General features: G+C 69.0%; 25 protein-coding genes. 13 read left to right on the top strand and 12 right to left on the bottom strand.

Annotated elements, in window-relative coordinates:
- Window positions 1-131: 131 nt before the first annotated feature.
- Complete coding sequence (locus ABZV94_RS00335) at window positions 132-2,822, top strand: transglycosylase domain-containing protein (RefSeq protein WP_356335595.1); 2,691 nt, start codon at window positions 132-134, stop codon at window positions 2,820-2,822.
- 129 nt (window positions 2,823-2,951) lie between these two features.
- Window positions 2,952-4,505, top strand: coding sequence for a glycosyltransferase 87 family protein (locus tag ABZV94_RS00330; protein WP_356335593.1), 1,554 nt, complete (start codon window positions 2,952-2,954; stop codon window positions 4,503-4,505).
- Between the two features lie 121 nt (window positions 4,506-4,626).
- On the opposite strand, the gene ABZV94_RS00325 is transcribed toward ABZV94_RS00330, so the two are convergent.
- From ABZV94_RS00325 to ABZV94_RS00315, 3 genes are all read right to left on the bottom strand, one after another.
- Window positions 4,627-5,658 (bottom strand): alanine racemase, encoded by a 1,032-nt coding sequence (locus ABZV94_RS00325; RefSeq protein ID WP_351785152.1) that lies wholly within the window; start codon window positions 5,656-5,658, stop codon window positions 4,627-4,629.
- A gap of 85 nt (window positions 5,659-5,743) precedes the next feature.
- A complete protein-coding gene (locus tag ABZV94_RS00320; RefSeq protein ID WP_356335590.1) occupies window positions 5,744-6,862 on the bottom strand; it encodes a peptidoglycan bridge formation glycyltransferase FemA/FemB family protein in 1,119 nt (372 codons plus the stop codon).
- A 120-nt stretch (window positions 6,863-6,982) separates the two neighbouring features.
- Window positions 6,983-7,297: a hypothetical protein gene (locus ABZV94_RS00315; RefSeq protein ID WP_356335589.1), complete on the bottom strand. Its 315-nt coding sequence runs from the start codon at window positions 7,295-7,297 to the stop codon at window positions 6,983-6,985.
- A 272-nt stretch (window positions 7,298-7,569) separates the two neighbouring features.
- Here ABZV94_RS00315 and rpsF point away from each other — a divergent pair, with 272 nt between their 5' ends.
- The 4 genes from rpsF to rplI all read left to right on the top strand — a co-directional run bounded on the left by rpsF (window position 7,570) and on the right by rplI (window position 9,302).
- Complete coding sequence (rpsF, locus tag ABZV94_RS00310; RefSeq protein ID WP_014673750.1) at window positions 7,570-7,860, top strand: 30S ribosomal protein S6; 291 nt, start codon at window positions 7,570-7,572, stop codon at window positions 7,858-7,860.
- 80 nt (window positions 7,861-7,940) lie between these two features.
- Complete coding sequence (locus ABZV94_RS00305; protein WP_014673749.1) at window positions 7,941-8,519, top strand: single-stranded DNA-binding protein; 579 nt, start codon at window positions 7,941-7,943, stop codon at window positions 8,517-8,519.
- 81 nt (window positions 8,520-8,600) lie between these two features.
- Window positions 8,601-8,837 carry a 30S ribosomal protein S18 gene (gene rpsR, locus ABZV94_RS00300; RefSeq protein ID WP_003949403.1) on the top strand — a complete coding sequence of 79 codons (237 nt, stop codon included), beginning with the start codon at window positions 8,601-8,603 and terminating at the stop codon, window positions 8,835-8,837.
- A gap of 18 nt (window positions 8,838-8,855) precedes the next feature.
- The gene (rplI, locus tag ABZV94_RS00295) at window positions 8,856-9,302 is read left to right on the top strand and encodes a 50S ribosomal protein L9 (protein WP_030640106.1); all 447 of its coding nucleotides are present in this window, start codon (window positions 8,856-8,858) and stop codon (window positions 9,300-9,302) included.
- Between the two features lie 145 nt (window positions 9,303-9,447).
- Here the strand turns inward: rplI and ABZV94_RS00290 are convergent, their stop codons facing one another.
- A complete protein-coding gene (locus ABZV94_RS00290; RefSeq protein WP_356335586.1) occupies window positions 9,448-10,791 on the bottom strand; it encodes an MATE family efflux transporter in 1,344 nt (447 codons plus the stop codon).
- A 475-nt stretch (window positions 10,792-11,266) separates the two neighbouring features.
- Between ABZV94_RS00290 and dnaB the strand changes: the two genes are divergently transcribed.
- Together dnaB and ABZV94_RS00280 are read left to right on the top strand one after the other, a co-directional pair.
- Entirely contained in the window at window positions 11,267-12,745 is a 1,479-nt protein-coding gene (gene dnaB / locus ABZV94_RS00285; protein WP_356335585.1) for a replicative DNA helicase, read from the top strand.
- A 295-nt stretch (window positions 12,746-13,040) separates the two neighbouring features.
- Window positions 13,041-14,426, top strand: coding sequence for a serine hydrolase domain-containing protein (locus ABZV94_RS00280; protein ID WP_356335584.1), 1,386 nt, complete (start codon window positions 13,041-13,043; stop codon window positions 14,424-14,426).
- Window positions 14,427-14,494: 68 nt separating this feature from the next.
- Here ABZV94_RS00280 and ABZV94_RS00275 read toward each other — a convergent pair whose 3' ends face one another.
- Window positions 14,495-14,947 carry a GNAT family N-acetyltransferase gene (locus tag ABZV94_RS00275; protein WP_356335582.1) on the bottom strand — a complete coding sequence of 151 codons (453 nt, stop codon included), beginning with the start codon at window positions 14,945-14,947 and terminating at the stop codon, window positions 14,495-14,497.
- 9 nt (window positions 14,948-14,956) lie between these two features.
- On the bottom strand, window positions 14,957-15,415 hold the full coding sequence (locus tag ABZV94_RS00270; protein ID WP_356335580.1) for a MarR family transcriptional regulator: 459 nt from the start codon (window positions 15,413-15,415) through the stop codon (window positions 14,957-14,959).
- Between the two features lie 145 nt (window positions 15,416-15,560).
- Here ABZV94_RS00270 and ABZV94_RS00265 point away from each other — a divergent pair, with 145 nt between their 5' ends.
- Window positions 15,561-16,769, top strand: coding sequence for an MFS transporter (locus ABZV94_RS00265; protein ID WP_356335578.1), 1,209 nt, complete (start codon window positions 15,561-15,563; stop codon window positions 16,767-16,769).
- 95 nt (window positions 16,770-16,864) lie between these two features.
- The gene (locus ABZV94_RS00260; protein ID WP_356335575.1) at window positions 16,865-17,284 is read left to right on the top strand and encodes a heme-binding protein; all 420 of its coding nucleotides are present in this window, start codon (window positions 16,865-16,867) and stop codon (window positions 17,282-17,284) included.
- A 78-nt stretch (window positions 17,285-17,362) separates the two neighbouring features.
- On the opposite strand, the gene ABZV94_RS00255 is transcribed toward ABZV94_RS00260, so the two are convergent.
- The gene (locus ABZV94_RS00255) at window positions 17,363-18,229 is read right to left on the bottom strand and encodes a GNAT family N-acetyltransferase (RefSeq protein ID WP_356335574.1); all 867 of its coding nucleotides are present in this window, start codon (window positions 18,227-18,229) and stop codon (window positions 17,363-17,365) included.
- A gap of 149 nt (window positions 18,230-18,378) precedes the next feature.
- On the opposite strand from ABZV94_RS00255, the gene ABZV94_RS00250 reads away from it, so the two are divergent.
- Window positions 18,379-19,011 (top strand): haloacid dehalogenase-like hydrolase, encoded by a 633-nt coding sequence (locus ABZV94_RS00250; protein ID WP_356335571.1) that lies wholly within the window; start codon window positions 18,379-18,381, stop codon window positions 19,009-19,011.
- On the opposite strand, the gene ABZV94_RS00245 is transcribed toward ABZV94_RS00250, so the two are convergent.
- The 5 genes from ABZV94_RS00245 to ABZV94_RS00225 form a co-directional block, all read right to left on the bottom strand.
- Window positions 19,008-19,490, bottom strand: a complete 483-nt coding sequence (locus ABZV94_RS00245; RefSeq protein ID WP_030640089.1) for an NUDIX hydrolase — start codon at window positions 19,488-19,490, stop codon at window positions 19,008-19,010. The genes ABZV94_RS00250 and ABZV94_RS00245 overlap by 4 nt on opposite strands.
- Window positions 19,491-19,577: 87 nt before the next feature.
- Complete coding sequence (locus ABZV94_RS00240) at window positions 19,578-20,483, bottom strand: LysR family transcriptional regulator (RefSeq protein WP_356335569.1); 906 nt, start codon at window positions 20,481-20,483, stop codon at window positions 19,578-19,580.
- Window positions 20,484-20,688: 205 nt separating this feature from the next.
- Complete coding sequence (locus tag ABZV94_RS00235) at window positions 20,689-21,837, bottom strand: cystathionine gamma-lyase (protein ID WP_356335566.1); 1,149 nt, start codon at window positions 21,835-21,837, stop codon at window positions 20,689-20,691.
- Window positions 21,834-22,325 (bottom strand): low molecular weight protein-tyrosine-phosphatase, encoded by a 492-nt coding sequence (locus tag ABZV94_RS00230; RefSeq protein ID WP_356335564.1) that lies wholly within the window; start codon window positions 22,323-22,325, stop codon window positions 21,834-21,836. The genes ABZV94_RS00235 and ABZV94_RS00230 overlap by 4 nt, the downstream gene beginning before the upstream one ends.
- A 4-nt stretch (window positions 22,326-22,329) precedes the next feature.
- Window positions 22,330-22,707, bottom strand: a complete 378-nt coding sequence (locus ABZV94_RS00225) for a phage holin family protein (protein ID WP_356335562.1) — start codon at window positions 22,705-22,707, stop codon at window positions 22,330-22,332.
- 103 nt (window positions 22,708-22,810) lie between these two features.
- On the opposite strand from ABZV94_RS00225, the gene ABZV94_RS00220 reads away from it, so the two are divergent.
- Both ABZV94_RS00220 and ABZV94_RS00215 read left to right on the top strand, forming a co-directional pair.
- Window positions 22,811-23,128, top strand: a complete 318-nt coding sequence (locus ABZV94_RS00220; protein ID WP_356335955.1) for a cupin domain-containing protein — start codon at window positions 22,811-22,813, stop codon at window positions 23,126-23,128.
- Window positions 23,129-23,262: 134 nt separating this feature from the next.
- On the top strand, window positions 23,263-23,475 hold the full coding sequence (locus ABZV94_RS00215) for a DUF5326 family protein (RefSeq protein WP_356335560.1): 213 nt from the start codon (window positions 23,263-23,265) through the stop codon (window positions 23,473-23,475).
- Window positions 23,476-23,483: the final 8 nt, after the last annotated feature.

Here is a 23,483-nt window from a genome sequence, read left to right as displayed (position 1 = left end):
TGGGGAGCGTCGTCGTCCCTGGTGCAGTACGGGTGAATGCAGGACCGACCACATCCGTACTTCGGGGGGACCGGAAATCAGCCGCCGTTCCAGGCGCGCACGGGTGCGCCTGCCCGAGGAGTAATCGTTCGATGAGCGAGCACCGTCGCAAACCGCCGCAGCCGCAGGGAGGCGGACGTGCCGCGGCCCGACGCGGCCAGTCCGGCTCGTCCTCCGGTCGCCGTGCGGCACCGCGAGGCGCCACCGGGTCCCCTGCCGACTCCTATGGGTCCCGTTCCCCGGGGTCGGAGTCCGCCGGCCCCGCAGGTGAGGAGCGTTCCTACGGCGGCCGTGCCGAGGCCCGCCGTGCCGCGCAGAAGGGCGGCCGACGCAGAGCGGCCGACAACACCGGCGGCCGGCGCGGCGGCCCGGGCGGGCCGACCGGTCCGGGCCGCGGCCGGGGCCGTGCGACGACCGCACCGGGCAAGAAGCGGTTCATCGACTACCCCAGGGCCGGCAAGTACGGCTGGCTTCGCTGGGTGCCGTCCTGGAAGCTGGTCAGCGGGCTGTTCATCGGCTTCGTCGGCAGCCTGGTGGTCATGGTCGGCGTCGGCTACGCGATGGTCTCGATCCCGAACGAGAACGACGCGGCCAAGTCCCAGAACAACGTCTACTACTGGGAAGACGGCACCCAGATGGTGGCGACCGGCACCGGGGTGAACCGGCAGAACGTCACCATCGACAAGATCCCCGAGGCCATGCAGTGGGCCGTGATCTCGGCGGAGAACAAGAGCTTCTACCAGGACTCGGGCGTCGACCCCATGGGTATCGCCCGAGCCCTGGCCAACATGGCCCGGGGCGGTCAGACGCAGGGTGGCTCGACCATCACCCAGCAGTTCGTGAAGAACACCTACCTGAGCCAGGAACAGACGGTCACCCGCAAGTTCAAGGAGATGTTCATCTCCATAAAGGTGGGCACGAAGCTCGACAAGAAGCAGATCCTGCAGGGCTACCTGAACACCTCCTACTACGGTCGCGGCGCCTACGGCATCCAGGCCGCCGCGCGCACCTACTACGGCAAGGACGCGCTCGACCTCAAGCCCAGTGAGTGCGCCTTCCTGGCGGCGCTGCTGAAGGGGCCGACGTACTACGACCCGGCCGGCAACGCGGACCTCGACCCGGCGGCGAACGCGAAGGACAACCTGCGGCGCTCCCACGAGCGCTGGCGCTGGATTCTCGGCGAGATGCACAAGGACAAGCACCTCACGGATGCCCAGTACCAGGAAGCCATCGCGGAGTACCCCAAGCCCCAGGACCGCAAGGCGACCAAGAACATGACCGGCCAGATCAGCTACCTCGTCGACACGGCCAAGAAGTACGTCCTGAACCACTCCGACATCACCGAGGCGCAGTTCGACCAGGGCGGCTACCAGATCTACACGACCTTCGACAAGAAGAGCGTCAACGCCCTGAGCGCGGCCGTGAAGAAGGTCCAGAAGGAGCGTCTCGACCCGAAGCACCGTGATCTGGACAAGTACGTGCAGTTCGGTGCGGCCTCGGTGAAACCCAACGACGGGGCGATCGTCGCGTTGTATGGCGGTGACGGCTACGAGAACGGGCACTTCACCAACAACGCGGACACGTCCGGTGTCCCCGTCGGTTCGACGTGGAAGCCGTTCGTCCTGGCCGCGGCGATGGAGTACGGCACCTACAAGTCCGACGGTGAGGGCATCTCGCCGCTGAGCAAGTACAACGGCAACGACAAGCTCAAGGTGAGAAACCAGGACGGGAGCTACGTCCGGAAGAAGGACGGCTCGATCTTCTACCAGCGCAACGAGGGCCCCAAGCCCTGGGGCTACATCACGCTGCGCAAGGCCATGGAGCAGTCCATCAACACGCCGTTCGTCCAGCTCGGCATGGACGTGGGGATGTCGAAGGTCCGAGACGTCGCGAAGGCCTCCGGCATCCTCGACTCGAGTTTCGCCACGCTCAACCCGTCCTTCGCCATCGGCACCTCCACGCCGAGCGCGATCCGCATGGCCGACGCCTACGCGACGTTCGCCGCGTCCGGCCAGCACGCGGATCCGTACTCGGTGACGAGTGTCAAGAAGGACGGTGAGGAGCTGCGTGGCTTCACCAAGCCCAGGCGGACGCAGGCCATGCCGGAGAACGTGGCCAACAACGTCACGGACACGCTGGAGAACGTGATCCAGAACGGTACGGGTCAGAACGCCAAGGCGCTGGGACGTACCGCGGCCGGCAAGACCGGTACCACCGACAGCAACAAGTCGGCCTGGTTCGTCGGCTACACCCAGCAGCTGTCGACCTCGGTCGCGATGTTCCGCGAGAACCCCAAGGACCACGAGCTGCTGTCCATGAACGGCACGGCGGGTGTGGACTCCATCCACGGTGGTGACATCCCGACGCTGGTGTGGACCGAGTACATGAAGGACGCGCTCAAGGGCAAGAACGACCCCGGCTTCCCGGACGCCACCGAGATCGGCAGGGTCCAGGACGAGGTGGGCGCGCCCTCCCCCACCCCGAGCGTCTCCATCACGCCGAGCCCGACGCCGAGCGACACTCCGAGCCCGACGCCGAGCAAGACGACCACCTCACCGTCTCCGTCGCCGAGCGAGTCGTGCCAGCTCGGCTGGGACCCGAACTGCAACAGCACCGGCAACGGCGGGAGCAACGGCAACGGCAACGGAGGCGTGGACACGGGTGGTGTCGACGGTGGCGGAGGCGGAAGCGAACCGCCGACGCCCACGGCCACGGACACGACCGGCACCGGTAACACCCGAGGAAACGGCAACGGAGGCTTCTTCGGGAGCCAGACCGGCTAGTCCGGCGATCTGAGCGGTTGGCGGCCATATCGCCCGCCGCGGGTGTTTCACGTGAAACATGGGCCGCCGCACCCACCAGGTGCGGCGGCCCTCGGTGTTTTCCCAGCCGGGTACGGCAGGATGTGCCCCATGCCCAGTGCAGAGATGACGCCCGCGAGCATGCACGAGCCCGAGTCCGTGCCGCCCGCCCCGACAGAGCCGGTGCTGCCGACCAGGGAGGACGAGGTCGCCGCCGCCGGCAGTGAGCTGATCGGCGGCCCCGTGGGGCGGCGCGCCCTGCTGGGGACCTCCTGGTGGACCCCCGTGCGGGTCGTGGCGCTCGTGGCGATCGGCATGTTCGCCCTCGGCCTGGTCCAGAAGGCGCCCTGCTACCACAGCGGCTGGTTCTTCGGCGCGAGCAGTCAGTACACCCACGCCTGCTACTCGGACATCCCGCACCTCTACCAGGGGCGCGGATTCGCCGATCACCTCGTGCCGTACTTCGACAAGCTCCCCGGCGACATGGACTACCTCGAGTACCCGGTGCTGACCGGTGTGTTCATGGAGGTGGCCTCGTGGCTGACCCCGCACAGCGGCAGCATCCAGCACCAGGAGCAGTGGTACTGGTTCGTCAACGCCGGGATGCTGATGGTGTGCACCGCCGTCATCGCCGTATGCGTGGCCCGTACCCATCGCCGACGGCCCTGGGACGGTCTGCTGGTCGCCCTGGCGCCGGCCTTCGCGCTGACCGCGACCATCAACTGGGACCTGCTGGCCGTGGCGCTGACAGCCGCCGCGATGCTGATGTGGTCCCGGGGCCGGGCCCTCGCCTTCGGTGTCCTCCTGGGGCTCGCCACGGCGGCCAAGCTCTATCCCGTCCTGCTGCTGGGGCCGCTGCTGGTGCTGTGCTGGCGGGCCGGCAAGTGGCGCGCGTTCTTCCAGGCCGTGTGCGGCGCGGTGGTCGCCTGGCTCGTGGTGAACCTGCCCGTGATGATCACGCACGACGCGACGGGCTTCCACATCCGTGAGGGCTGGGCGAAGTTCTACACCTTCAGCAAGGAGCGCGGCGTCGACTTCGGTTCCTTCTGGCTGATCTGGGCACAGAACTCCAGCAACCCGCCCACCACCGAGTTCGTCAACACCGCTGCCACGGTGCTCGTGGTGTTGTGCTTCCTCGGCATCGCCGCGCTGACGTTCACCGCACCGCGTCGGCCGCGCTTCGCCCAGCTGGTCTTCCTGATGGTGGCCGCCTTCGTCCTCACCAACAAGGTCTACTCCCCGCAGTACGTCCTGTGGCTGGTGCCGCTGGCGGTTCTCGCCCGGCCCAAGTGGCGGGACTTCCTGATCTGGCAGGCGTGCGAGGTGGCGTACTTCCTGGGGATCTGGCTGTACCTCGCCTACACGACCAGCGGAGACGCCCACAAGGGCCTCCCGACGCAGGGCTACCACTGGGCGATCGTCGTGCACCTGCTGGGCACGCTGTACCTGTGCGTCGTCGTCGTACGGGACATCCTCATGCCGGAGCGGGACGTGGTGCGCCGGTCCGGCGACGACGACCCGTCGGGCGGGGTGCTCGACGGCGCGGAGGACGTGTTCGCGCTGGGCGCGGGAGCCCATTCGCCGCGCCACGCCGCCCCCTTCGAGGGGCCTCAGGTGGACTGGGGCCGACCCGAGACGCTGTCCCACGACGACCGTTCGCTCTGAGCGAACACGCGCCCCTCCTGGGCGCGCGGCAGGGCGAGCCGGCCGCCCTGCGGGAGGCGGTACACACAGAAGGCCGTACCCGGGAGCACCGGATACGGCCTTCTCGGCGTTCTGGACGGGCTCAGCGGTCCACGAGACGGTCGAACTGGGTCGTGGTGTGCCGCAGATGGGCGACCAGCTCGTCGCCGACCTTGGGCTCGGGGGCGTCCGAGGGCACGAAGAGGATCGACACCTGCATGTGCGGCGGCTCGGCGAACCAGCGCTGCTTGCCGCCCCAGACGAACGGCGAGAGGTTCCGGTTGACCGTGGCGAGCCCGGCCCGGGCGACGCCCTTGGCGCGCGGCATGACGCCGTGCAGGGCCTTCGGAGCCTCCAGGCCCACCCCGTGCGACGTTCCGCCCGCCACGACCACCAGGAAGCCGTCCGAGGCCGCCTTCTGCTGCCGGTAACCGAACCGGTCGCCCTTCGCCACGCGGGTGACGTCCAGGACGGCACCGCGGTACTCGGTGGCCTCGTGGTCCCCCAGCCACAGCCGCGTGCCGATGCGGGCGCGGAACCGGGTCTGCGGGAACTGCTGCTGGAGCCGGGCGAGTTCGTCCGCCTTGAGGTGGCTGACGAACATGGTGTGCAGCGGCAGCCGTGCCGCGCGCAACCGGTCCATCCAGCCGATGACCTCCTCGACGGCGTCCGAGCCGTCGGTGCGGTCCAGCGGCAGATGGATGGCGAAGCCCTCCAGCCGGACGTTCTCTATGGCCTGGTGCAGCTGGGGCAGGTCCTGCTCGCTGATGCCGTGCCGCTTCATCGAGGACATCACCTCGATGACGACACGGGCGCCCACGAGGCCGTACACACCGTCGATCGACGACACCGAGCGGACGACCCGGTCGGGCAGCGGCACGGGCTCCTCGCCGCGCCGGTAGGGCGTCAGCACCAGCAGGTCACCGCTGAAGAAGTCCTTGATGCGCGCGGCCTCGTAGGTGGTGCCGACGGCGAGCAGGTCGGCACCGAGCCGTGTGGCCTCCTCCGACAGCCTTTCGTGCCCGAAGCCGTAGCCGTTGCCCTTGCAGACCGGGACGAGTCCCGGGAACTGCTCCTGCACGTGCTTGTGGTGCGCCCGCCAGCGCGCGGTGTCGACGTAGAGCGTGAGCGCCATGGCCGGACCCGGAACCTTTCTCGTGGCTGCGGTGGATCAGAGGTGGGAGAGCTGTGAAGGCTATGGAATCAAACGCCCGCGTGGCTCAGCGGCGCGACATGTAGATGTCGAGCGCCTTGTGGAGCAGCTTGTTGAGCGGGAAGTCCCACTCGCCGAGGTACTCGGCGGCCTGGCCGCCGGTGCCGACCTTGAACTGGATCAGGCCGAAGAGGTGGTCGGTCTCGTCCAGCGAGTCGGAGATGCCGCGCAGGTCGTAGACGGTGGCGCCGAGCGCGTAGGCGTCGCGCAGCATCCGCCACTGCATGGCGTTGGACGGCCGGACCTCGCGGCCGATGTTGTCGGAGGCGCCGTAGGAGTACCAGACGTGCCCGCCGACGATCAGCATCGTCGCTGCCGAAAGGTTCACGCCGTTGTGGCGGGCGAAGTACAGCCGCATCCGGTTGGGGTCCTCGGTGTTGAGGGCCGTCCACATGCGCTGGAAGTACGACAGCGGGCGGGGCCGGAAGTGGTCGCGCACCGCCGTGATCTCGTACAGCCGCTGCCACTCGGGCAGGTCCTGGTAGCCGCCCTGGACCACCTCGACGCCGGCCTTCTCGGCCTTCTTGATGTTGCGGCGCCACAGCTGGTTGAAGTTCTTGTGGACCTCTTCCAGGGAGCGGTTCGCCAGCGGCACCTGGTAGACGTAGCGCGGCTGCACGTCGCCGAAGCCGGCGCCGCCGTCCTCGCCCTGCTGCCAGCCCATGCGGCGCAGCTTGTCGGCCACCTCGAAGGCGCGCGGCTCGATGTAGTCGGCCTCCAGGTCGCGCAGGCGCTTGACGTCCGGGTCCTGGATGCCCTTCTTGATCGTGTCCGCGTTCCAGCGGCGGATGATCACCGGCGGGCCCATCTTCACGGAGAAGGCGCCCTGCTGCTTCAGATGCGCGAGCATCGGCTGGATCCAGTCGTCCAGGTTCGGCGCGTACCAGTTGATGACCGGGCCCTCGGGCAGATAGGCGAGGTAGCGCTTGATCTTGGGCAGCTGACGGTAGAGGACCAGGCCCACGCCGACCAGCTGGCCGCTCCTGTCGAACCAGCCGAGATTCTCGGAGCGCCACTCCGCCTTCACATCTGCCCAGGCCGGGACCTGCATGTGGCTCGCCGCCGGCAGGCTCTGGATGAAGGCCAGATGCTGCTCGCGACTGATGGTCCTCAGGGTCAGGCTCATTCGGGGCGCTCCTCGGGCTGGTGTGTCCCCATGGGTACAGGGGCTCCGGCTCTCGCGCCGAAGCCTACTGCGCCTCGCGAGCGCCCCGACTGGCCGTACGGGGCTTTGGGCCCGGTGGGGTCAGCTGATGACCCCGCCGAACAGGCCGCCGTGCGCCATGCCGATCAGGAAACCGACACCGGCGGCGCCGAGACCCAGGATCAGGCCGAACCGCTGCCGCGTGGTCACCGAGATCCACTGTCCGTACACGCCCGTGAGCAGTGCCACCAGGCCTGTCCACGAGGTCAGCAGGTGAAGGCTGTGGAAGAAGGACGTGATGAAGGACAGCAGACCCAGGACGAACGTCACCGCCATCAGCGTGTCCTGCAGCGGATGGGGCTTGCCGTCCGTGGCGAAGAGGGAACCTGCGGTGTTGGGTCGCAATGCCTGTGCCATGGGCACCTCCTGCGGAAGCGGCGCATCGTAGCGCCGTACACACCCGATGTGTACAGATTGTCGGGGCCGACGGCCGGATTTCAACCGGAAGCGTGTCTGCGGGTAGTCTGTACCGTCTGCACTGGTGTCTGCCCAGACCTGCCCAGGTCACACTGCCGGCTTCCCTGAAGGAACCCCGATTGTCAGTGGCGGCCGATACCGTTGCGTACGCATCACAACCCTCCTGCCACGGAACGACCGTGGCCGCTGAGTCCAAAGGAGGTGGGTTCCACATGCGTCACTACGAGGTGATGGTCATCCTCGACCCCGATCTCGAGGAGCGCGCTGTCTCCCCGCTGATCGAGAACTTCCTGTCCGTCGTCCGTGACGGCGGCGGCAAGGTTGAGAAGGTCGACACCTGGGGCCGTCGTCGTCTCGCCTACGAGATCAAGAAGAAGCCCGAGGGCATCTACTCGGTCATCGACCTGCAGGCCGAGCCTGCGGTCGTCAAGGAGCTCGACCGCCAGATGAACCTGAACGAGTCGGTCCTCCGGACCAAGGTCCTCCGCCCCGAGACCCACTGAGCTCTCCCGCTCAGCTGATCTCGGGATTCGAGTAGCAGCAACAAGCAGCCAGAGCAGCAAACCCGCCGAGAGGTTCCCCCATGGCAGGCGAGACCGTCATCACGGTCATCGGCAATCTTGTCGACGACCCCGAGCTGCGCTTCACCCCGTCCGGTGCGGCGGTCGCGAAGTTCCGCGTCGCGTCCACTCCCCGCACCTTCGACCGCCAGACGAACGAGTGGAAGGACGGCGAGAGCCTCTTCCTGACCTGCTCGGTCTGGCGCCAGGCGGCGGAGAACGTCGCCGAGTCGCTCCAGCGAGGCATGCGCGTCATCGTGCAGGGCCGGCTGAAGCAGCGGTCCTACGAGGACCGTGAGGGCGTCAAGCGCACGGTCTACGAGCTGGACGTCGAGGAAGTCGGCCCCAGCCTGCGCAACGCCACGGCCAAGGTCACCAAGACCGCCGGTGGCGCTCGCGGTGGCCAGGGCGGTTACGGCGGCGGTGGCGGCCAGGGTGGCGGCGGCTGGGGCGGTGGCCCCGGTGGCGGCCAGCAGGGCGGCGGCGCTCCTGCCGACGACCCGTGGGCGACCGGTGCTCCCGCCGGTGGCAACCAGGGTGGCGGCGGCTGGGGCGGAGGCTCCGGCGGCGGTGGCGGCTACTCGGACGAGCCCCCCTTCTAAGCCTTCGGGCCAGGCCTTCCGGGCCGGTCCGGGTCGAGGGCGGGTCGTATCCCAACTTCTTGATCACACAGGAGAAACACCATGGCGAAGCCGCCTGTGCGCAAGCCGAAGAAGAAGGTCTGCGCTTTCTGCAAGGACAAGGTCACGTACGTGGACTACAAGGACACGAACATGCTGCGGAAGTTCATTTCCGACCGCGGCAAGATCCGTGCCCGCCGCGTGACCGGCAACTGCACGCAGCACCAGCGTGACGTCGCCACGGCCGTCAAGAACAGCCGTGAGATGGCGCTGCTGCCCTACACGTCCACCGCGCGCTAAGGGAAGGGTGACCGACTCATGAAGATCATCCTCACCCACGAGGTCTCCGGCCTCGGTGCCGCGGGCGACGTCGTCGACGTCAAGGACGGTTACGCTCGCAACTACCTGATCCCGCGGAAGTTCGCTATCCGCTGGACCAAGGGTGGCGAGAAGGACGTCGAGCAGATCCGCCGTGCTCGCAAGATCCACGAGATCCAGACCATCGAGCAGGCCAACCAGGTCAAGGCCCAGCTCGAGGGCGTGAAGGTCCGTCTGGCCGTCCGCTCCGGCGACGCCGGCCGTCTCTTCGGTTCCGTCACCCCGGCCGACATCGCGTCCGCGATCAAGGCTTCCGGTGGCCCCGAGGTCGACAAGCGCCGCATCGAGCTGTCCGCTCCGATCAAGACCCTGGGCGCCCACGAGACGTCCGTGCGTCTGCACCCCGAGGTTGCCGCCAAGGTCAACGTCGAGGTCGTCGCGGCCTGATCGCCGCGTGATCGCCGCGCTCGCTTGAGCCGGTGAAAGGGGCCGCACCCTTCGTTGGGTGCGGCCCCTTTCCCATGGCCTGCCTACCAGGCCGGGCCGACGACGGTGCTGCCGTGACCGGTACGGCATGTTTCACGTGAAACGGTCAGCGGGTCGCACCCGTCACGATCCAGCGGCCCGAGCGGGCCCGCAGCCACAGGGTCAGCATGCGGACCGTCATCATCAAGGTCATCGCGCCCCACAGGGCGGTGAGGCCGCCGCCGAGCGTGGGGACGAGCAGGGCCACCGGAGCGAACACCGCCAGGGTGACGACCATGGCCCAGGCGAGATAGGGGCCGTCCCCCGCGCCCATGAGGACCCCGTCGAGGACGAAGACGATCCCGCAGATGGGCTGCGACAGTGCCACCAGCAGCAGAGCCGGCAGGGCGGCATCCTTCACCAGGGAGTCACTGGTGAACAGCGGTAGGAAGAGCGGTCGTGCGGCGACCACGAGGAGGCCCAGGACCACACCGGTCGCGACACCCCACTGCACCATGCGGCGACAGGCTTCGCGGGCTCCCTGAGCGTCGTTCGCTCCGAGGTAGCGGCCGATGATGGCCTGTCCTGCGATCGCTATCGCGTCGAGTGCGAAGGACAGCAGGCTCCACAGGGACAGGACGATCTGGTGTCCGGCGATGTCGGCGTCACCGAGGCGAGCCGCGACCGCCGTGGCGATCATGAGGATCGCCCGCAGGGACAGCGTGCGGACCAGCAGAGGGACGCCGGCCTGAGCCGAGGCCCGGATGCCGGCGGCGTCCGGACGGAGAGAGGCGCCGTGCCGTCGGGCACCTCGGACGACAACCGCCAGGTAGACGGCGGCCATGCCGAGCTGTGCGATGACCGTGCCCCAGGCCGAACCGGCGATGCCGAGCCCGGCGCCGTAGACGAGCCCGACGTTGAGCGCGGCGTTGGCGATGAATCCCGCGATGGCGACGTAGAGCGGGGTCCTGGTGTCCTGGAGGCCACGCAGCACTCCGGTCGCGGCCAGGACGATGAGCATGGCCGGGATGCCCAGCGCGGAGATGCGCAGATAGGTGATCGCGTAGGGAGCAGCGGTCGAGGAGGCGCCGAAGAGATCCACGATGCCGGGTGCGAAGGGCAGGACGACGGCGATGACGGTGATGCCCAGCAGCAGCGCCAGCCAGATGCCGTCCATGCCCTGGCGGATGGCGGCCGGGAGATCACCGGCGCCGACGCGACGGGCCACGCCGGCCGTGGTGGCGTAGGCGAGGAAGACGAAGACGCTCACCGCGGTGGTGAGGAGCGCCGAGGCGACGGCGAGACCGGCGAGCTGCGCGGTCCCCAGATGGCCGACGATCGCACTGTCCGCCATGACGAAGAGAGGCTCGGCGACGAGGGCGCCGAAGGCCGGGACGGCCAGCGCGACGATTTCCCGGTCGTGCCGACGCCGAGTGGCCTTGGGGATCTCCGGAGCCTGTGTCATGAGCATCAATCTAATCGTCCACAGGTAAGAGATGCAACCGATGAGTGGTCCTTACTTGAGATCGCGGGTCGTGTCCTTTCGGGTGCCGTTCGAAGCGATCTTGGCCCGACTGGGGAAGTTTTTTCTCTGCACAGCCGGTGGATCAGAAAAGTGCAGGTCACAGGCTTGTTCTCGGTGTGGGCGAGGGCTTGTTCACAGGGCTTTCCACCGGGTCGTGCACAGGTTTCGGCGAGTTCTCCACAGCATCCGGGCCGTCGTCCACATGGCCTGTGGATAACCAGATTGGCTGACGGTGCCGACGGGCCTACCGTGGTCCGGCGCCCGCTCCTTCGCCGGGCCCGGAAGGCGTCCTTCTCCGGGCCGGGGAACCGTCACAAACCCGACGCGCCAGAACCGGAGTTGGGCGTCTTATTTGTCAGTGTCGTGCCGTACAAAAGAGGACACGGCGAGGTCCGCCGTGCGGACGGGAGGAGGTGGCTCGGTGAGCATTTCCGAGCCCTTGGACGATCCGTGGGCCGACAGCGGGCCCAGTGATCGTCTGCCGGCCTCCCGACGGCGAGGTGACGTCGGCCGGGGTCGTGACGAGCAGCACGACCGGGGACGGGAGAACGGCGCCTGGGAAGGCGGGGGTTCGTCCTTCGAGCGGGTGCCGCCGCAGGATCTGGACGCCGAGCAGTCCGTGCTGGGCGGCATGCTGCTGTCCAAGGACGCCATCGCCGATGTCGTGGAGATCCTCAAGGGCCACGACTTCTACAAGCCCGCGCACGAGACGATCTACCAGGCCATCCTGGACGTCTACGCCAAGGGCGAGCCGGCCGACCCGATCACCATCGCCGCCGAACTCACCAAGCGCGGCGAGATCAACAAGGTCGGCGGCGCCGCGTATCTGCACAGTCTCGTCCAGACCGTGCCGACGGCGGCCAACGCCGAGTACTACGCGGAGATCGTTCACGAGCGGGCCGTCCTGCGCCGCCTGGTCGAGGCAGGTACGCGCATCACGCAGATGGGATACGCGGCCGACGGAGACGTGGACGAGATCGTCAACCGTGCCCAGGCCGAGATCTACGCCGTCACCGAGCAGCGCACCAGCGAGGACTACCTGCCGCTCGGTGACATCATGGAAGGCGCCCTCGACGAGATCGAGGCGATCGGTTCGCGCAGCGGCGAGATGACGGGTGTGCCCACCGGGTTCACGGACTTCGACTCGCTGACGAACGGCCTGCACCCGGGCCAGATGATCGTCATCGCGGCCCGTCCCGCCATGGGTAAGTCGACCCTCGCCCTCGACTTCGCGCGGGCCGCCTCCATCAAGCACAACCTCCCGAGCGTCATCTTCTCCCTCGAAATGGGCCGCAACGAGATCGCGATGCGTCTGCTGTCCGCCGAGGCCCGGGTCGCCCTGCACCACATGCGGTCCGGCACGATGACCGACGAGGACTGGACGCGGCTCGCCCGCCGCATGCCCGACGTGTCGGCCGCTCCCCTGTACATCGACGATTCCCCGAACCTGTCGATGATGGAGATCCGCGCCAAGTGCCGGCGCCTGAAGCAGCGCAACGACCTGAAGCTGGTCGTCATCGACTACCTCCAGCTGATGCAGTCCGGTGGCTCGAAGCGCGCCGAGAGCCGTCAGCAGGAGGTCTCGGACATGTCCCGTAACCTCAAGCTGCTCGCGAAGGAGCTGGAGATCCCGGTCATCGCCCTCTCGCAGCTGAACCGTGGTCCCGAGCAGCGCACCGACAAGAAGCCGATGGTCTCCGACCTGCGTGAGTCCGGCTCCATCGAGCAGGACGCCGACATGGTCATCCTGCTGCACCGCGAGGACGCGTACGAGAAGGAGTCCCCGCGCGCGGGCGAGGCGGACCTGATCGTCGCCAAGCACCGAAACGGTCCCACGGCCACCATCACGGTCGCCTTCCAGGGTCACTACTCGCGCTTCGTGGACATGGCCCAGACCTGATCCACCGGCCTGTAGGGCCTCATTTTCTGTGGCGGAGTCTCACGGCCGGCGTCGGATGGATGCCGGATACGACATCGCCGTGAGACTTTCCGGGCCCTCCCGGACAGAACTCAGGACCGACAGTCTGAACGGCACCCTGGCGGTATTCCTTGCGACGCGGGCCGCGCGATCCTCCAGGGCCGGCAGCGGTCGGGGGCAGGGGAGCGGGCAGGCGCGGCCGGGACGCACGGGAGACGCACCGGGGCGCACGGCAAATGCATTCGACGCCTGCCTCCGCAGCAGGTGGACTGGGCCCATGACGAAGACTCACGAAGCGCTGCTCCCCGCCACCCGCCGGGCCCTGCTGCACCGGATCGCCGTCGCGCAGGCCGAAGGACGGGCTCCGTCACTGGTCGCCGCCGTGGTGCGGGACGGGCAGGCCGTGTGGCACGGGGCGCGGACCTCGGTGGACGGGCACGGACCGGACGAGACCGTGCAGTACCGGATCGGATCCATCACCAAGACCTTCACCGCCGTCCTGGTGATGCGGCTGCGGGACGAGGGCGTCCTCGATCTCGGTGATCCGCTGGAGAAACACCTGCCGGGCACCGGCGTGGGGGAGGCGACGATCGCGGAACTGCTCGCCCACACCGCGGGGTTGGCGGCGGAGTCGCCCGCTCCCTGGTGGGAACGGACGCCCGGCTCCCTGCGGCCCGAACTGGGCGATGTCCTCGGGGAGCAGCCCCTCCTGCATCCCGTCGGCCGGCGGCACCACTACTCCAATCCCGGCTACACGGTCCTCGGCGCCCTGGTGGAAGAACTGCGCGGCGCCCCGTGGGAGGAGGTGCTGCGCGCGGAGATCCTGGAGCCGCTGGGCCTGCGCCGGACGAGCACGCAGCCGGAGCCCCCGCACGCGGGCGGATGGGCGGTGCACCCGTGGGCCGACGCGATGCTCCCCGAGCCCGCGGAGGACCTGGGCCGGATGGCGCCGGCCGGCCAGCTCTGGTCGACCACCGGGGACCTGGCGCGGTTCGCCGCGTTTCTGGCCCGGGGAGACGAGCGGGTCCTGAGTGCGGAGTCCGTCCGGGAGATGCGGACTCCGGCCGCGCCCGCCGAGGCCATGGACGTGATGGACGGCGTCACGTACGGCCTGGGGATGCAGATCGAGCGCCGTGACGGCCGGCTGCTCGTCGGTCACTCCGGCTCCCTGCCGGGATTTCTGGCCAACCTCACGATCAGCGTCGAGGACGACGTGGCCGCGGTGGTGCTCGCCAACTGCACCAGCGGTCCGCTGCTGGGCGCCGTGGGGGCGGATCTGGTCCGGATCGTCGCCGAGGCGGAGCCGCGCATCCCCGAGCCCTGGAGGCCGCTGCGTGAGGTCGCCCCGGCCGTGCTGGAGCTGGTGGGGCAGTGGTACTGGGGCACCCACGCCTTCGGCCTGCGTGCGACCGCCGACGGACTGCTCGCGCTGGCGCCACTGGCCGGTGGCGGACGCAAGGCCCGTTTCCGGGGGAACGGCGACGGCACCTGGACAGGACTGGAGGGGTACTACGCCGGTGAGGTGCTGCGGCCCGTACGGCGCCCGGACGGATCGGTGAGCCATCTCGATCTCGGCTCGTTCGTGTTCACCCGTCAGCCGTACGACCCCGAGGCGCCGGTGCCCGGTGGCGTGGACCCGGAAGGGTGGCGGGGTATCGGCTAGCCCGGATATGCCGATGGGGTGTGTTTCACGTGAAACACACCCCTTGTTCCCTTCTGTGGCCGCTCCGTTCAGAGGCGCAGCTTGAAGCCCTCGTGCGAGGCGGTGAAGCCCAGGCGTTCGTAGAAACGGTGGGCATCGGTTCGCGTCTTGTCGGACGTGAGCTGCACCATCTGGCAGTCGAGCCGCCGGGAGGTGTCGATCGCCCACTCGATCAGGCGGCCCCCCAGCCCGCTGCCCCGCTCGTCGGCGTGGATGCGCACCGCCTCGATGAGCGCTCGCGTGGCGCCCTTGTGCGAGAGCCCGGGGATGATCGTCAGCTGAAGGGTTCCGATCACACGGCCTTCTCGTACGGCGACCACGACATGCTGGTTGGGGTCGGCCGCGAGGCGTTCCCACGCGTTCCGGTACGGCGTGAGATCGTCCAGCGACTCGCGCTGGGCTCCGAGCGGGTCGTCGGCGAGCATGGCCACGATCGCCGGGAGGTCGTCGGTGGTCGCGGCCCGTATCTCAAGATCGTCCATGGGTGCACCCTATGCGGGCACATTCAGGGACTCCACCACACGCACCAGCGGTGCCAGTTCCGGGTTCTGGGCGGCGCTGTCCAGGGCCTCGCGCAGGGCGGAGTCGTTGGTGGGACGTGCCTCCTCCAGTAGCCGGAGGCCCGCCGGGGTGACGTTGGTGTAGATGCCGCGCCGATCGGTGGGGCACAGGTAGCGCTCCAGCAGGCCGCGGTCCTCCAGCCGGGTCACGAGGCGGGTGGTGGCGCTCTGGCTGAGCACGACCGCGTCGGCGACCTGCTTCATCTGCAGGTGCCCGCCGTCGCCGTCGTGCTGTCTGCTGAGGACGTCCAGCAGTGAGTACTCGCGGACGCTCAGGTCGTGCTTGGCCTGCAGGGCGCGCTCGATGTGCGCCTCGATGCGTCCGTGCAGCGCAGAAAGGGCGCACCAGCCCTGTGCGAGGGCGGTGAGCGCGGGATCCGTCGCTGTCATTGGCGTTTTCCTCCGTCCCGGAGTGGCTGCACCACCAGAGTAGAGCACCGCCGCAATAGCCATCGCTTGCACTTATCCCGCGCTTGCAACTATTGTGGTGGAACGCAAAGCGCTCCTGCAATCGTCTGGGAAGGTGTACCCCCTCATGCCTCTCGCGCTTCTGGCCCTCGCGATCGGGGCCTTCGGAATCGGAACGACCGAGTTCGTGATCATGGGCCTGCTGCCCGAGGTCGCGGGCGACTTCGGGGTCTCCATCCCCATGGCGGGCCTGCTCGTGACCGGCTACGCGCTCGGCGTGGTCATCGGCGCCCCCCTGATGACCGTGCTCGGCACCAAGGTCCCGCGCAAGCGGATGCTGATGCTGCTGATGGGCCTGTTCATCGCCGGTAACCTGCTTTCGGCCGTCGCCCCCGCCTTCGCGATCATGCTGATCGGGCGCGTGGTCGCCTCGCTCGCCCACGGTGCCTTCTTCGGCATCGGCTCGGTCGTCGCCGCCGATCTGGTCGCACCCCACAAGAAGGCCGGCGCCATCGCCATGATGTTCACCGGCCTGACCATCGCCAATGTCGTCGGTGTCCCCTTGGGCACGTTCATCGGGCAGAGCGCCGGCTGGCGCGTCACCTTCGGCATCGTGGCGGCTCTCGGGGTCGTCGGTCTCGCCGGCATCGCCAAGCTCGTTCCCGAGCTGCCGCGGCCGGAGGGTGTACACCTGCGCCATGAGCTGGCCGCCTTCAAGAACGCCCAGGTCCTGCTGGCCATGGCGATGACCGTCCTCGGCTTCGGCGGGGTCTTCGCGGCCATCACCTACATCGCCCCGATGATGACCCACATCGCCGGCTTCTCCGACGGTTCGGTCACCTGGCTGCTGGTCCTGTTCGGCCTCGGCATGGTCGGCGGCAACCTCATCGGCGGCAAGTTCGCCGACCGCGCCCTGATGCCGATGCTGTACGTCTCCCTGGGCGCCCTGGCCGTCGTCCTGGCCCTCTTCACGCTCACCGCGCACAACAAGATCGCGGCCGCGGTCACCATCGCTCTGATCGGTGCCCTCGGCTTCGCCACCGTGCCGCCGCTGCAGAAGCGCGTCCTCGACCAGGCGCACGGCGCACCGACGCTCGCCTCGGCGGTCAACATCGGCGCCTTCAACCTCGGCAACGCCCTGTCCGCGTGGCTCGGCGGCCTCGTGATCGCGGCCGGCTTCGGCTACACGTCCCCCAACTGGGTCGGTGCCGCTCTCGCCGCTGCCGCCCTGGTCCTCGCCTTCCTCTCCGCCGCCCTGGAGCGCCGCGACGGCGCCCACGGCACCGTGGCCGCCTCCGGCACACCGGTGGAGCAGCAGACTCCCGTCCACCACTGAGCGCCCGCACCCCGGGTCCCTCACCCACAAGCCTCCGTACCGGGGCCCCCGGTACGGCAAGCACCCACCACAGAACCACCCGAGGAGACATCTCCATGACCACCACCGCTGTCGCCCCGCTCACCATCGAGGACGCGGAGCTGCTGGTCGCCACCGCCCGCCGGGCGGCCGAGGACGCCGGAATCGCCGTCAGCGTCACCGTGCTGGACGCCGGCGGCCACCTGCTCGCCTTCCGCCGGGACGACCGCGCCGTGCTGATCTCCGGCGAGACCAGCACCCGCAAGGCCTACACGGCTCTTCAGCTGAACGCGGCCACGGCCGACCTAGTCGACGCCGTGCAGCCCGGCGGCCTCTTCCACACCCTGCCCACGGCGCTCGACCGGCCCCTGCTGTTCATCGCGGGCGGTATCCCGGTGCACCGCGACGGCCGGCTGATCGGGGCGATTGGTGTCGGCGGCGGCGCCCCGGACCAGGACCACGGCTTCGCCGCAGCAGCCGTGCAGGCACTCGTCTGAGTCACAGCCACGGCCCGAACCTCATGACTCCGGCCCCCGCCGCTTCGAGCGGCGGGGCCGGTGCGCGTCGTACGAGGCTCAGCCCGCGGCGACCGTCAGCGGTGCGAACCGCCGGGTCCAGTCACCCGGAAGGTCCGTGATGCCATAGGTCATCACCGAGTTGAAGGCCACGGAGGCCAGGCCCCGCTCCTTCGCCCAGTCCAGCAGCTCTTCGTGGCGCACGTCGATGTCGGTCCGCAGAGGCCGGTCCGTACGGGCCGCCAGCGAGGCGATCAACGCCTTGGCGGTCTCCGTGTCCCGGGCGATCAGGGGGCCGATGACATGGGTGTCCATGTTGGGCCACGCGGCGGTGTAACCGATCAGCCGGCCGTCCTCCTCGGCCACCCGCAGCTGATCGGCGAAGGCGGGCAGGCGGGTGATGAGAGGGGTGCGATCGCTGCCGAACACCTCCTCGTCGAGACGGAGGATCGCCGGCAGGTCGTCTGCGGTGGCGGCACGCGTGGCGACCCCGGAATCCCGGCCGTCGGGGGTGAAGAGGCCGGTCAGCATCTCCGCCCGGCCCGTCACCTTGAAGCCCAGCTCCTCGTACAGAGGCCGGCCGTACGGCGTGGCGTGCAGGGTCAGCGGAGTGGTTCCCATGCTCGACACCACATGCCGCATCAGGCGGCGCCCGACGCCCCGGCGGGAGTGGCGTTCGGCCACCAGGACCATGCCGATGGCGCCGAGATCCGGCCGTCCCCACGCGCCGTACTCTGTGACCACGCAGGCGGCGACGAGACCGCCCTCGGGGTCATCGATGCCGAAGCCCTTCCCGGCTGTGAGAAGGAAGCCCCACTTGTGTTCCTCGCGTGGCCACCCCCGGTCTTCGGACAGGTCGGCGCAGGCAGTCAGATCGCGAGGCGTCAGGCGGCGAATGGGCAGAGCGGTGAGGGAAGGAGTTGGCACGCAGGTCAGGCTGTCCGACCAGCACCCCCGCCGTCCACCCGTTTCGATGCAGACGCACGTGCTTTTGGCCATCTCGTGTCCCTGTGCACAGCCCACGGACAGCTCTGCGTGTTTCACGTGAAACATCCGCGGCCCACTAGCCTCGGGCCATGGCGAGACTTCACCTCTTCGATCTTGACGGCACCTTGCTGCACGGAACGACCGCTCCCGTGGAGATTTCACGCCAGTTGGGCCGGGTGGCGGAAACGGTGGCGTTGGACCGTGCGATCGCGGAGGGGAAGATCGGTCCGCCGGAGTACGCGGCGCAGGTGTACGACCTGTGGACGGGGCTGACCGAGGAGCATGTACGGACCGCGTTCGAGGCGGCTCCCTGGCTGACCCGGATCCGCGAGGTCTGGGCGGCGATCAGAAGCGCGGGTGAGTACTGCGCGGTGGTGTCTCTTTCGCCCTCCTTCTTCGTGGAACGCCTCCTTGACTGGGGTGCCCACGCGGCGCACGGATCCCGCTTCCCGGCCGTGCCCTTCACCGAGCCCGTCGATCCGTCCGGAGTGCTCAGCGCAGCGGCCAAGGTGACCATCGCCAGCCGGCTCTGCGCTGAGTTCGGAGTGGCACCAGCCGACTGCGTGGCGTACGGCGACTCGTCGTCGGACAAGGAGTTGTTCGCAGCCGTACCGGTTTCCGTGGCGGTCAACGCCGATGCGCACCTGTCCGGACTGGCGACCCACTCGTACACGGGACGGGATCTGTGGGATGCCTATGCATTGGTCGGGCCGCCCGCCTAGCCAAGGTCTGGGGCGTGCATGGCCCGTACTCCTTCGATGTTCCCGTCCAGGTAGTGACGCAGGGACAGCGGGACGAGATGGACGGAAGCGATGCCGACGCGGGTGAACGGGACGCGGACGATCTCGTACTCACCGGCCGGCTCGTCCACTTCCGGGCCGTGACGCAGGGCGGGGTCCATGGACTCCAGCCGGCAGACGAAGAAGTGCTGCACCTTGACCCCGGTAGCACCGCCGTCCTCACCGATGTGCTCGACCGTGTCCACGAAACACGGCACCACGTCGGTGATCTTGGCGCCGAGTTCCTCGTACACCTCCCGGTGCAGGGCGTCGACGACGGTCGAGTCTCCGGGTTCGACTCCGCCACCGGGGGTGACCCAGTAGGGATCGACACCGGGCTTGGTGCGCTTGATCAGGATCAGGTCGTCACCGTCCAGGAGTACGGCTCGGGCGGTGCGCTTGACCACGGGTCGGACGGTCATGGGAGAAATGTGGCCCGGCTGGTTCCACGTGAAACATCACAAAGCGCCATGACATGACCGCAGCGTGTGCGCACCGGGACGCACCCGTCAGCACCAGGTCGTCGCGGCGCGCTGAAGCCACTCATGGGCCCGGGCGATATGAGGCAGGGCGAGCGTGCCGGTCCGCACCACCAGGAAATACGTGCGCAGCGGTGGGACCGCCGGATCGTGCAGGGTGACGATCGTGCCGTCCTCCAGTGCCGGGGCACACAGGTAGCGGGGCAGTACCGCCAGTCCCGCCCCGGCGATCGCGCAGGAGAGCACGGCCCGCAGATCCGGGACGATGACCGTGCCCGTGGCGGCCGGGCGGGAGTCGAAAACGGAGGCCCAGTAGCGCGAGACGAACGGCAGTGACTCGTGGACCTCGACGAGCGGCAGGTGCTCCAGGGGCGCGGCGCCCTTCAGCCGCAGGGTGTCCGAGCCGATCCGCTCCGCCCAGTGCGGGGCCGCGACCAGTACGTGCTCCTCGTCGCAGAGGGGAGTCGCGGTGAGCAGCGCCCCGCGCGGCTGTGCCGTGCTGATGGCCAGATCATGGTGGCCGCTCGCCAGCCCGTCCAGCGCCTCCTCGGACGTCCCGAAGGAGACCCGCAGTGCGAAGCTCCGGCCGTCGTCGCCGGTCAGCCCGGTGAGCGCCGGAAGAGCACGTTCGGCGGTGAACTCCGGAGGCCCGGCCAGGTGCAGCGTCCGTGACGAGGACTCGTCGTCCAGACCGCTCTCCGCTATCTCCACCAGGGCGTCGAGATGCGGTGCAGCCTTGTGCGCGAGCTCGTCGCCGACGGTCGTCGGGATCACCCCGCGTGCCTGGCGGAGGAACAGCGGTCTGCCGAGCTGGCGCTCCAGCGTGCGGATCTGCGAGGTGACGGCGGGCTGGGAGAGGCCGAGCAGGGCGGCGGCCCGGGTGAAGGAGCCGGCTCTGTGCACGGTGACGAAGGTCCGCAGCAAGGCCAGATCCATGGCACGCCCTCCCCTGTCGCTGCCCCTCCGGCCCCCAGGCAGGCACCAACTATAAATAAGTCGATAGGTCTCTGTCGTTAGCGTGATTGGACACTGACGCAGAGTCAACTAGCCTTGGTCGTGCGGCCTTTCCCCGCGAAAGCCGTAGACGGTCCGAGCCACGAGGGGGGAGGCTCGGACCGTCCAGAGGCAGATCCGGGGGCCACTACTCGGCGGACTCGTCCAGGGCGCGCAGCACGTCGGCCACCAGGTCCTCGGGATCCTCCGCGCCGACGGACATACGGATGAAGCCCTCCGGGACGGCGTCCCCGCCCCAGCGGCGACGGCGTTCGGCCGTGGACCGTACCCCGCCGAAGCTCGTCGCATCCTCCACCAGCCGCAGGGCGGCCAGGAAGCGCTCGGCACGCGTGCGCGTGGGCAGGGTGAAGGAGACGACGGAGCCGTAGCGGCGCATCTGCTGCGTGGCGATCTTGTGCGAGGGGTCGTCGGGCAGCCCGGGGTAGCGCAGGCCGGAGACCTCGGGGCGCTGGCGCAGCGCCTCGGCGACAGCGAGGGCGGTGGCGTTCTGCCGGTCGACGCGCAGCTGGAGGGTGGCGATGGACCGGTGCGCGAGCCATGCCTCCATGGGCCCGGAGATCGCGCCGACGATCTTGCGCCAGCGGCGCACGGCGGCCATCGCCTCGGCGTCGCGGCCGGTGACGTACCCCAGCAGGACATCGCCGTGGCCGGTGAGCTGCTTGGTGCCGCTGGCCACGGAGAAGTCGGCGCCCAGCTCCAGCGGGCGCTGGCCGAGCGGCGTGGCGAGGGTGTTGTCCACGGCCACCAGGGCACCGCGCGCGTGGGCCGCCTCGGCCAGGCGCCGGATGTCGCAGACGTCGAGCCCGGGGTTGGACGGCGACTCGATCCACAGCAGCCGCGCCCCGTCGAGCACCTCCAGCTGGGCGTCCCCGCCGGTCGGCGCGGTGCGTACCTCGACACCGTACGCCTCCAGCTGGGCACCGACCAGCGGCAGCACCTGGTAGCCGTCGGACGGCAGAACGACCGCGTCGCCGGCGCGCAGCTGCGAGAACAGCACGGCGGAGATCGCCGCCATGCCGGAGGCGAAGACCAGCGTCTCGGCGTCCTCCCGCCCGGGTGCCTCCAGCTCGCTGACGGCCCGCTCCAGCAGCGTCCAGGTCGGGTTGTCGTCACGGCCGTAGGCGTACGGTCCCGAGACGTCCCCGGGCAGGTGGAAGTGGGCCGCGAACACCGGTCCGGGCAGGGTCGGCTCGTTCTTGGCGGGCTCCGGCAGGCCCGCCCGTACCGCGCGCGTGCCGTCGCCGACGCGGCTCTCGTTGTTCGTGGCCTCGCTCATGCGACCCGTCCTTCCAGTTCGTCCCGTACGGCGGCGAGCAGACCGGTGCTCGCCTCCTCAACCATCTCAAGGCACTCCTCGAAGCCGTCCCGGCCCCCGTAGTAGGGGTCCGGCACGTCGAGGTCGTCGCCGGCGGCGGGGTCGTAGGAGCGCAGCAGGCGTATCTTGCGCGCGTCCTCCTCGGTGGGCGCGAGGCGCCGCAGGGCCTTGAGGTGGCCGGTGTCGAGGGCGATCACGAGGTCGAGACCCTCGAACCACGAGGGCAGGAACTGACGGGCGACGTGCTCGCTGTCGTAACCGTGCTCCTCGAGGACCGAGACGGTGCGCGGGTCGGCGGGCTCGCCCTCGTGCCAGCCGCCGGTGCCGGCGCTGTCGACCGCCACCAGGTCCTCCAGACCGGCCTCGGCCACGCGCGCGCGGAAGACGGACTCCGCCATCGGGGAGCGGCAGATGTTGCCGGTGCACACGAAACAGACGCGGTAGGTCATGCGCTCAGTCCTCGTCGGGCAGGACGAGGTGCAGCGCCCAGGAGACGACGGAGACGATCAGACCGCCGACCACGGCCGTCCAGAAGCCCTCCACATGGAAACTCAGGTCGAGTTTGCCGCACACCCAGGAGGTCAGCAGCAGCATCAGCGCGTTCACGACCAGGGTGATCAGGCCCAGGGTCAGGATGAACAGCGGGAAGGTGAGCACTTTCACCACCGGCTTGACCAACCAGTTCACCAGGCCGAAGATCAACGCGACGACGATCAGCGTGCCGGCCTTCTTGGCGGTGTTGTCACCCGTCAGGGTGATCTTGTCGAGCAGCCATACCGCGACCGCCAGGGCGCCCGCGTTGGCGATCGTCTTGACTACGAAATTCTTCATGTGTCTGATCGTGGCAGACCGGGCGGACGCCGGCCGGACGGACGGCAAGCGGTACGACGGCGGGCAGCGGACAGCGAGCAGTGAGGCGAGGGCGGCAGCGGCGATGAAGGCATTCCGGCTGGACGAACTGGAGGCGGAACGTACCGCCAACGAGGGCGCCTATCTGCAGTTCCTGCGCGAGCGGAACATGTCGGTCGGCCTGTACGCCCTCAACGCGGGCGAGCACGACCCGCAGAAGCCGCACGGCCAGGACGAGGTCTACTTCGTCGTCAGCGGCCGGGCCTCGATCACCGTCGGTCTGGAGACGACCGAGGTGGCGCGGGGCAGCGTCGTGTACGTGCCCGCCGGGGTCGCCCACAAGTTCCACCACATCAGCGAGGACCTCAGGGTCCTCGTCGTGTTCTCTCCGCCCGAGGCGTGACCCTGGAGCCCCGGGTTCCCTAGGGGACGGGTCAGGGGAGGACAAGGGATGCGGAACCCCCGCAAGGGCCCTCCACGGCCCTAGCATCGAGTGCGGAACATCGACAACGCACGAGAACGCAAAGGACGAGGGCGATGCGAGAGATCTTCGCGGGGCTGCCGTGGTGGGTGAAGTGGGTCGCGGTGCCGGTCATCGCCCTGGTCGTGTTCGGCGGCCTGATAGCGACGGTGGTCGGGTTCGTGATCGGCCTGCTGTTCAAGGTGCTGGTCTTCGTCGCCCTGGTCGGCGGCCTCATCTACCTCGTCCGCAAGTTCATGGGGAACTCCTCGTCGCGCAGCGACTGGTGAGGCACCAG

It is taken from the genome of Streptomyces sp. NPDC004658 (genome assembly GCF_040609555.1).
In the GTDB taxonomy this organism is placed as follows: domain Bacteria; phylum Actinomycetota; class Actinomycetes; order Streptomycetales; family Streptomycetaceae; genus Streptomyces.
Note: the sequence above shows the minus strand (reverse complement) of the source record. Positions and strands in the feature narration are given on the sequence as shown.

Coding starts and splice junctions, on each gene's coding strand:
- ABZV94_RS00335 (WP_356335595.1), top strand. CDS start 132: ATGAGCGAGCACCGTCGCAAACCGCCGCAGCCGCAGGGAGGCGGACGT.
- ABZV94_RS00330 (WP_356335593.1), top strand. CDS start 2,952: ATGCCCAGTGCAGAGATGACGCCCGCGAGCATGCACGAGCCCGAGTCC.
- ABZV94_RS00325 (WP_351785152.1), bottom strand. CDS start 5,658: ATGGCGCTCACGCTCTACGTCGACACCGCGCGCTGGCGGGCGCACCAC.
- ABZV94_RS00320 (WP_356335590.1), bottom strand. CDS start 6,862: ATGAGCCTGACCCTGAGGACCATCAGTCGCGAGCAGCATCTGGCCTTC.
- ABZV94_RS00315 (WP_356335589.1), bottom strand. CDS start 7,297: ATGGCACAGGCATTGCGACCCAACACCGCAGGTTCCCTCTTCGCCACG.
- rpsF (WP_014673750.1), top strand. CDS start 7,570: ATGCGTCACTACGAGGTGATGGTCATCCTCGACCCCGATCTCGAGGAG.
- ABZV94_RS00305 (WP_014673749.1), top strand. CDS start 7,941: ATGGCAGGCGAGACCGTCATCACGGTCATCGGCAATCTTGTCGACGAC.
- rpsR (WP_003949403.1), top strand. CDS start 8,601: ATGGCGAAGCCGCCTGTGCGCAAGCCGAAGAAGAAGGTCTGCGCTTTC.
- rplI (WP_030640106.1), top strand. CDS start 8,856: ATGAAGATCATCCTCACCCACGAGGTCTCCGGCCTCGGTGCCGCGGGC.
- ABZV94_RS00290 (WP_356335586.1), bottom strand. CDS start 10,791: ATGCTCATGACACAGGCTCCGGAGATCCCCAAGGCCACTCGGCGTCGG.
- ABZV94_RS00280 (WP_356335584.1), top strand. CDS start 13,041: ATGACGAAGACTCACGAAGCGCTGCTCCCCGCCACCCGCCGGGCCCTG.
- ABZV94_RS00275 (WP_356335582.1), bottom strand. CDS start 14,947: ATGGACGATCTTGAGATACGGGCCGCGACCACCGACGACCTCCCGGCG.
- ABZV94_RS00270 (WP_356335580.1), bottom strand. CDS start 15,415: ATGACAGCGACGGATCCCGCGCTCACCGCCCTCGCACAGGGCTGGTGC.
- ABZV94_RS00265 (WP_356335578.1), top strand. CDS start 15,561: ATGCCTCTCGCGCTTCTGGCCCTCGCGATCGGGGCCTTCGGAATCGGA.
- ABZV94_RS00260 (WP_356335575.1), top strand. CDS start 16,865: ATGACCACCACCGCTGTCGCCCCGCTCACCATCGAGGACGCGGAGCTG.
- ABZV94_RS00250 (WP_356335571.1), top strand. CDS start 18,379: ATGGCGAGACTTCACCTCTTCGATCTTGACGGCACCTTGCTGCACGGA.
- ABZV94_RS00245 (WP_030640089.1), bottom strand. CDS start 19,490: ATGACCGTCCGACCCGTGGTCAAGCGCACCGCCCGAGCCGTACTCCTG.
- ABZV94_RS00240 (WP_356335569.1), bottom strand. CDS start 20,483: ATGGATCTGGCCTTGCTGCGGACCTTCGTCACCGTGCACAGAGCCGGC.
- ABZV94_RS00235 (WP_356335566.1), bottom strand. CDS start 21,837: ATGAGCGAGGCCACGAACAACGAGAGCCGCGTCGGCGACGGCACGCGC.
- ABZV94_RS00230 (WP_356335564.1), bottom strand. CDS start 22,325: ATGACCTACCGCGTCTGTTTCGTGTGCACCGGCAACATCTGCCGCTCC.
- ABZV94_RS00225 (WP_356335562.1), bottom strand. CDS start 22,707: ATGAAGAATTTCGTAGTCAAGACGATCGCCAACGCGGGCGCCCTGGCG.
- ABZV94_RS00220 (WP_356335955.1), top strand. CDS start 22,811: ATGAAGGCATTCCGGCTGGACGAACTGGAGGCGGAACGTACCGCCAAC.
- ABZV94_RS00215 (WP_356335560.1), top strand. CDS start 23,263: ATGCGAGAGATCTTCGCGGGGCTGCCGTGGTGGGTGAAGTGGGTCGCG.